The organism is Ideonella sp. (genome assembly GCF_041914305.1).
Classification (GTDB): domain Bacteria; phylum Pseudomonadota; class Gammaproteobacteria; order Burkholderiales; family Burkholderiaceae_C; genus Ideonella.
Window position 1 is genome coordinate 202,072 of sequence record NZ_JAYSDQ010000011.1, and the last position, 7,351, is coordinate 209,422.

The 7,351-nt window shown below is 69.1% G+C and carries 6 protein-coding genes; 5 read left to right on the forward strand and 1 reads right to left on the reverse strand.

Going from position 1 to position 7,351, the window contains the following annotated elements; genetic code table 11:
• The first annotated feature begins 227 nt into the window (after positions 1-227).
• On the forward strand, positions 228-1,955 hold the full coding sequence (locus ACE3SG_RS16250) for an FAD-dependent oxidoreductase (protein WP_374566661.1): 1,728 nt from the start codon (positions 228-230) through the stop codon (positions 1,953-1,955).
• Positions 1,956-1,968: 13 nt separating this feature from the next.
• Entirely contained in the window at positions 1,969-2,220 is a 252-nt protein-coding gene (locus tag ACE3SG_RS16255) for a DUF2783 domain-containing protein (protein WP_374566663.1), read from the forward strand.
• 16 nt (positions 2,221-2,236) lie between these two features.
• On the opposite strand, the gene ACE3SG_RS16260 is transcribed toward ACE3SG_RS16255, so the two are convergent.
• Positions 2,237-3,325 carry a tartrate dehydrogenase gene (locus tag ACE3SG_RS16260; protein ID WP_374566665.1) on the reverse strand — a complete coding sequence of 363 codons (1,089 nt, stop codon included), beginning with the start codon at positions 3,323-3,325 and terminating at the stop codon, positions 2,237-2,239.
• A gap of 100 nt (positions 3,326-3,425) precedes the next feature.
• On the opposite strand from ACE3SG_RS16260, the gene ACE3SG_RS16265 reads away from it, so the two are divergent.
• The 3 genes from ACE3SG_RS16265 (at position 3,426) to glgA (ending at position 7,229) form a co-directional block, all read left to right on the forward strand.
• On the forward strand, positions 3,426-4,343 hold the full coding sequence (locus ACE3SG_RS16265) for a LysR family transcriptional regulator (protein WP_374566667.1): 918 nt from the start codon (positions 3,426-3,428) through the stop codon (positions 4,341-4,343).
• A gap of 143 nt (positions 4,344-4,486) precedes the next feature.
• Positions 4,487-5,749, forward strand: a complete 1,263-nt coding sequence (gene glgC, locus ACE3SG_RS16270; protein WP_374566669.1) for a glucose-1-phosphate adenylyltransferase — start codon at positions 4,487-4,489, stop codon at positions 5,747-5,749.
• 4 nt (positions 5,750-5,753) lie between these two features.
• Entirely contained in the window at positions 5,754-7,229 is a 1,476-nt protein-coding gene (gene glgA / locus ACE3SG_RS16275; RefSeq protein WP_374566672.1) for a glycogen synthase GlgA, read from the forward strand.
• Positions 7,230-7,351 lie beyond the last annotated feature (122 nt).

A 7,351-nucleotide genomic window follows, 5' to 3' on the forward strand; every position in this document is an offset into this window, starting at 1 on the left:
CGTGTCGTGTTGCGAAGCTGACAAACGCTTGCAGGGCCTGTCGGATGGGATTGGACCGATCGGCCGCGCGGCCACGAAGCGGGCAGGGCGCCATCCTGTTGTCGGACGCGGCCTACAAGCCTGCAAACAGGCGACCTCGAAGGCAGCCCGAGGGGCGACCCTGTTTTTGGTGAGATAGTCTTCGGTGCCCGGCCAGCCCGAGCCGGAACGGAAGGCGAAGACGCCCCATGCTCTCGACCTACACCTACCCGAAGTTCGACTACCGGCGCCCGCCGGAACTGGGCGAAGCATCGCCGCGCCGGCACCCGGTGGTGGTGGTCGGCGCCGGCCCGATCGGCCTGGCCGCGGCGATCGACCTGGCGCAGCGCGGCCTGCCGGTGCTGCTGCTGGACGACGACGACACGGTCAGCCTGGGCTCGCGCGGCGTCTGCTATGCCAAGCGCACGCTCGAGGTGCTGGACCGCCTGGGCTGCGGCCAGCGGCTGGTCGACAAGGGCGTGACCTGGAACGTCGGCCGCACCTTCTTCGACACCGACGAGGTCTTCCACTTCAACCTGCAGCCCGAGGCCGGCCACCAGCGGCCCGGCATGATCAACCTGCAGCAGTACTACCTCGAAGAGTTCCTGGTCCAGCGCGCCGGGGAGCTGCCCAACCTCGACCTGCGCTGGAGGCACAAGGTCATCAGGGTCGAGCCGCACGGCGATGGCGCGACGCTGCAGGTCGAGACGGCCGACGGGGTGTTCGGCGTCGAGGCCGACTGGCTCTTGGTGGCCGACGGTGCCCGCAGCCCCATCCGCCGCCAGCTCGGGCTGGAGATCGAGGGCCAGGTCTTCCATGACCGCTTCCTGATCGCGGACGTGGTGATGCAGCCGCCGAGGCCGGCGCAGGGCCGCTCCCATGCGGCCGAGAGCCCCCTTGGGGGGCAGCACGGCGTCGAAGACCCGGGCGTGGGGGCCGGCGAGTGGCCGGCGGAAAGATGGTTCTGGTTCGACCCGCCGTTTCACCGCGGCCAGAGTGTGCTGCTGCACAAGCAGGCCGACCAGGTCTGGCGCATCGACTTTCAGCTCGGCTGGAACGCCGACCCCGACGAAGAGAAGAAGCCCGAGAAGGTGATCCCGCGCATCCGGGCGATGCTCGGCCCGGAGCGGGAGTTCGAGCTCGAATGGGTCAGCGTCTACACCTTCCAGTGCCGGCGCATGCCGCAGTTTCGCCATGGGCCGGTGCTGTTCATCGGCGACGCTGCGCACCAGGTCTCGCCGTTCGGTGCCCGCGGGGCCAACTCGGGCATCCAGGACGCCGACAACCTGGGTTGGAAGTTGCAGGCGGTGATCCGCGGCGAGGCGCCCGCGGCGCTGCTGGACACCTACGCCAGCGAGCGCGGCGCGGCGGCCGACGAGAACATCCTGAACTCGACCCGCTCGACCGACTTCATCACGCCCAAGAGCGCCACCTCGAAGCTGTTCCGCAACGCGGTGCTGGGCCTGGCGCGCGAGCATGCGTTTGCGCGCGCGCTGGTCAACTCGGGCCGCCTGTCGGTGCCGACGCTGGCGCTCGACTCGCCGCTGAATACGCCCGACGACGAGGCGTTCGAGGGCTGGATGGTGCCCGGCGCGCCGATGGACGACGCGCCGGTGGCGGTCGACGGCCGCCCGGGTTGGCTGCTGCACGAGGTGGCGGCCGGTGGCGGCTTCACGCTGCTGGTCTTCGGCGGTGCGCCGATCGAGCTGCCCGACACGCCGGTGCCGCTGCGGTTGGTGCGCGTTGGCACCGTGGCCGCCCACGGCGCCTGGGTCGACACCGAGGGCCTGGTGGCGCGCCGCTACGACGGTCGCCCCGGCACCTGTTACCTGATCCGCCCCGACCAGCATGTGGTGGCGCGCTGGCGCCGCTTCGATGCATCGGCCGTGCAGGCCGCGCTGGCCCGCGCGCTGGGCCGCCTGCTGACCACCGCCTGAAGGGATGCCCGCCATGCCGCACCTGAACACCCAGCCGAACTTCGGCGTCCCCGGCCAACGCTTCGCCCGCGCCTTCACGCCCGGCGACGATTTCTACGAGGCGCTGATCGACGCGCACCGGGGCTTGAGCGACGAGCAGAGCCAGCTCGTCAACGCCCGGCTGGTGCTGCTGCTGGCCAACCACATCGGCGACCTGCGGGTGCTGCGCGAGGCGCTGGCCGCGGCGCGCGCCGGTGCCGTGGACGAGCCGCCCGTCGGCACCTAGGACGGCTGGCGGCCGATCAGCGGTTGGCGCTGTTCAGCCGATCCGCGATCGCCGATCCCACATCGGTCGTCCCGGCCGTGCCGCCCATGTCAGGCGTTCGGGGGCCTTCCACGAGAACGGTTTCGATGGCCTTCAGGATCGCGTCATGGGCTGCCTGGTGGCGTGGGTCGCCCCGGCCAAGATAGTCCAGCATGATCGCGCCGGACCAGATCATCGCAATCGGGTTGGCGATGCCTCGGCCGTGGATGTCGGGGGCCGAGCCGTGAACGGGCTCGAACAGTGACGGGAAGCGGCGCTCCGGGTTCAGGTTGGCCGATGGTGCGATGCCGATGGTGCCAGTGCAGGCCGGACCGAGGTCGGAGAGGATGTCGCCGAACAGGTTGGATGCGACGACGACGTCAAATCGCTCGGGGCTGAGGACGAAGCGCGCCGTCAGGATGTCGATGTGGTCTTTGTCCCAGCGGACGAGCGGGTAGTGCTGGGCCATGGCCTGCACGCGCTCGTCCCAGTAGGGCATGCTGATGGCCATGCCGTTGGACTTGGTGGCCGAGGTCAGGTGCTTCTTCGGGCGTGACTGGGCCAGCTCGAACGCGTATTTGAGGATGCGGTCGGTGCCGTGACGGCTGAAGACCGATTCCTGGACCACCACCTCGCGGTCCGTGCCTTCGAAGATGCGCCCACCGACCGAGGAGTACTCGCCCTCGGTGTTCTCGCGCACGACCACGAAGTCGATGTCGCCGACCTTCTTGCCGGCCAGCGGGCATGGAACGCCGGGCATCAGCCGTACCGGGCGCACGTTGGCGTACTGGTCGAATTGCCGCCGAAACTTCAGCAGCGAGCCCCACAACGAGATGTGGTCGGGCACCTTGGCGGGCCATCCCACGGCACCGAAGTAGATGGCGTCGAAGCCCTTGAGCTGGTCGAACCAGTCGCCGGGCATCATCGTCCCGTGCTGCAGGTAGTAGTCGCAATGGGCCCAGTCGAAGTGGGTGAACCGCAGGTCGATGTCGAACCGGCGCGCGGCCGAGTTCAAGACGCGCAGTCCCTCGGGCATGACTTCCTGGCCGATGCCGTCGCCGGCGATCACTGCGATGCGGTGTGCCATTTGTGGGCTCCTTGGTGTCGAGTTGGTGGACGCACAAGGAGCTTACTGACAACGAATTGGGAAACAATCTCTCATTCCGTTGACGTGATGGACACGAACTGTGAACGCCAAAGCTCGACCCCAGCTGGAGGACCTTCGCCTGTTCAGCGACATGGCGCGCCATCCCAGCTTTGCCGTGGCGGCCCGCACGCTGGGCGTTTCGAAGGCATTGATCAGCAAACGCATCGGGCTGCTCGAGTCTGCGTTGCAGGTCCAGCTCTTCCACCGCACCACCCGCAGCGTGACGTTGACGGTCCAAGGCGAGGTTGTCCTGCAATGGGCCCGGCGCATCGCCGAAGACGTCGACCTGTTGGGCGAGGCCATCTCTTTCGAGCGGGTGGCCCCAGCCGGCCAGCTGCGGCTTTGCAGCAGTACCGGCTTCGGAAGCCGACACCTCGCCCCGGCCTTGTCGGCCTTGGCGCGGAGTCATCCCCAGTTGGAGATCCACCTGGAACTGCTGGACCGGCCGGTGGACCTGATCGAAGAGGGCTTCCAGCTCGACATCCGCGTGGGCCAGGTGCGCGAAGGCCATGTCACCGCCCGGCGGGTTGCGAGCAACCGCCGCATCCTGTGCGCGGCGCCGGACTATCTTCGCCGCCGCGGCACACCGCAAACGCTGGACGAACTTCGGGCGCACCAGTGCATCGCCATTCGTGAACGAGACCAGGACTTCGGCCGGTGGGAGTTGATCGGCCCTGCAGGCCCGGCCTCGGTGCGGGTGTCGGGGCCGCTGTCGGCCAACCATGGCGGCGTCGTACGGCAATGGGCGCTGGAAGGTCACGGCATCATCCTGCGCTCGACCTGGGATGTGCGGCAGGACCTGGAAGCCGGGCGCTTGACCCAGGTCTTGCCAGACCATCACCAGCCGGCTGATGTCTGGGCGGTCTGTCCGTCCCGGCTGTCGGCTTCGGCCAGGGTGCGGATCTGCGTGGAGTTCGTGCAGGCGTGGTTCAGCCGCACCGGGCTGGATGGGCCTTGAATCGGTGGTTGCCTCGTGGCCCGGCATCGCCCGTGGCTGACCCATCGGCAGGCCTGCCCGTGCCCGCGTGCAGGTGAACCCGCGGCTTGTCGGGGTGATGGCGCAGGGGCATGATGGCCCGGTCTTCTGCTGACGGAGGCCCCATGTCCAACCCTCAGAGGTACCAGCCGCTGGCCCGCGAAGCGATGGCCTTCGTGCTCGCCGGCGGCCGCGGCAGCCGGCTGCACGAGCTGACCGACCGGCGCGTCAAGCCGGCCGTCTACTTCGGCGGCAAGACCCGCATCATCGATTTCGCGTTGTCCAACGCGTTGAACTCGGGCATCCGCCGCATCGGCGTGGCCACGCAGTACAAGGCCCACAGCCTGATCCGCCACCTGCAACGCGGCTGGAGCTTCATGCGCGCCGAGCGCAACGAGAGCTTCGACATCCTGCCTGCCAGCCAGCGCGTGGACGAAGAGATGTGGTACCGCGGCACCGCCGACGCGGTCTACCAGAACCTCGACATCATCGGCAGCTACGCGCCGCGCTACGTGGTGGTGCTGGCCGGCGACCACATCTACAAGATGGACTACGAGCTGATGCTGGTGCAGCACGTGGAGACCAAGGCCGACATCACCATCGGCTGCCTCGAAGTGCCGCGCATGGAGGCCACTGGCTTCGGCGTGATGCATGTCGACGAGCACGCCCGCATCCTGAGCTTCGTCGAGAAGCCGGCCGACCCGCCGGCCATGCCCGGCCGGCCCGACATCGCGCTGGCATCGATGGGGCTGTACATCTTCAACACCGACTACCTGTTCGAGCTGCTCAAGCGCGATGCGGCCAACCCGCACTCGAGCCACGACTTCGGCCACGACCTGGTGCCCTACATCGTGCAGCACGGCAAGGCGGTGGCGCATCGGTTCTCGCAGTCGTGCGTGCGTGGTGCCGACGAGGACGAGCCCTACTGGCGCGACGTGGGCACGGTGGACGCCTACTGGGAGGCCAACATCGACCTGTGCGCGGTGCAGCCGGCGCTGAACCTGTATGACAACAACTGGCCGATCTGGACCTACAGCGAGCTCGCGCCGCCGGCCAAGTTCGTGCACGACGAGGGCGAGCGGCGCGGCGAGGCGATCAACTCGCTGGTCTCGGGCGGCTGCATCATCTCGGGCACCCGCATCCAACGCAGCGTGCTGTTCACCAACGTGCACACGCATTCGTACGCATCGGTCGCCGATTCGGTGATCTTGCCGCGGGCGCGCATCGGCCGCCACGCACGCCTGAGCAAGGCGGTGGTCGACCGCAGCGTCGAGATCCCCGACGGGCTGGTCGTCGGCGAAGACCCGGAGCTCGACGCGAAGCGTTTTCGCCGCAGCGCCAAGGGTGTTTGCCTGATCACGCAGCCGATGCTCGACAAGCTACGCTGAGCGCATGGCCATCACCATCGACGATCCCACCACGCTGCGGGTGCTCTCGGTCGCGTCCGAGATGTTCCCGCTGGTCAAGACCGGCGGCCTGGCCGATGTGACCGGCGCATTGCCGGCAGCGCTGGCCCCGCAGGGCGTGCATGTGCAGACACTGCTGCCCGGCTACCCGGCGGTGCTGCAGGCGCTGTCGCAGGCCGAGCGCATCGCCGTCTGGCCCGACCATTTCGGCGGCTCTGCGCGGCTGCTGCAAGGCCGGCTCGACGGGCTGGACATTCTCGCGCTGGACGCGCCGCACCTGTACGCGCGCGACGGCAACCCCTATCTCGGCCCGGACGGGCGCGACTGGCCCGACAACGGCGAGCGCTTCGCCGCGCTGTCGCTGGCCGCCGCGCGCATCGGCTGGGGCGACACGCCGGTGCCGGCGCCTCAGGTGGTGCACGCGCACGACTGGCAGGCGGCGTTGGCCGCGGCCTACCTGCACTACTTGAGCCGCGATCGACCGCGGCCGCGCACCGTGCTGACCGTGCACAACCTGGCCTTCCAGGGCCGCTTCGACCGCCGGCTGTTCGGCCTGCTGGGGCTGCCGGCCCAGGCCTACACCAGCGAAGGGCTCGAGTACCACGGCGACGTCGGCTTCCTGAAAGCCGGCCTGTTGCTGGCCGATGCGATTACCACTGTCAGCCCGAGTTATGCCGACGAGATCCGCACGCCGCATGGCGGCATGGGGCTCGACGGCATCCTGCGCTGGCGGGCCGAGGCGGTGAGCGGCATCGTCAACGGCATCGACACCGAGGTCTGGAACCCGGCCACCGACACGCACCTGGCGCGGCGCTACAGCGCGGCCACCGCGGCCGACCGCATCCACAACCGGCGCGCGGTCGAGCGCCACTTCGGCTTGCCGCCCGACGACAACAGCCTGCTGCTGTGCGTGATCAGTCGCCTGACCGACCAGAAGGGTATCGACCTGGTGATCGATGCGCTCGACCCCCTGGTGCACGCCGGGGCGCGGCTGGTGGTGCTGGGCTCGGGCGACCGGGCGTTCGAGAGCCAGCTCAAGGCCGCGGCCGTGCACTACCCGGCCAAGGTCGGCGTGCAGATCGGCTACGACGAGCCGCTGTCGCACCTGATGCAAGGCGGCTGCGACGCGATCCTGGTGCCGTCGCGCTTCGAGCCGTGTGGGCTGACGCAGTTGTGCGGGCTTCGCTACGGCTGCGTGCCGATCGTCGCGCGTGTCGGCGGCCTGGCCGACACGGTGATCGACGCCAACGATGCGGCGCTGCGCGCCGGCGTGGCCACCGGCCTGCAGCTGACCTCGGTCAGCCACGAAGGCCTGATGGCGGCGGTGCGCAAGGCCGTGCACCTGTACGCCGAAGGGGCGCCCTGGCAACGCCTGCAACAGGCCGGCATGACGGGCGACGTGGGCTGGTCAGCGTCGGCGGCGCGTTATGCGGCGCTGTACCGCCAATTGCTGGCGGTGTAGGCCGGGCCCAACGCAAAAAAGGGCGGGGTCAAGCCCGCCCTTCTTGCTGGTGTTGAACCGCTCTGCGGATCAGCGCTGCGCCAGTTGCGTGGCGGCGGGCTGGCGAACGCTCGGCGCGACGC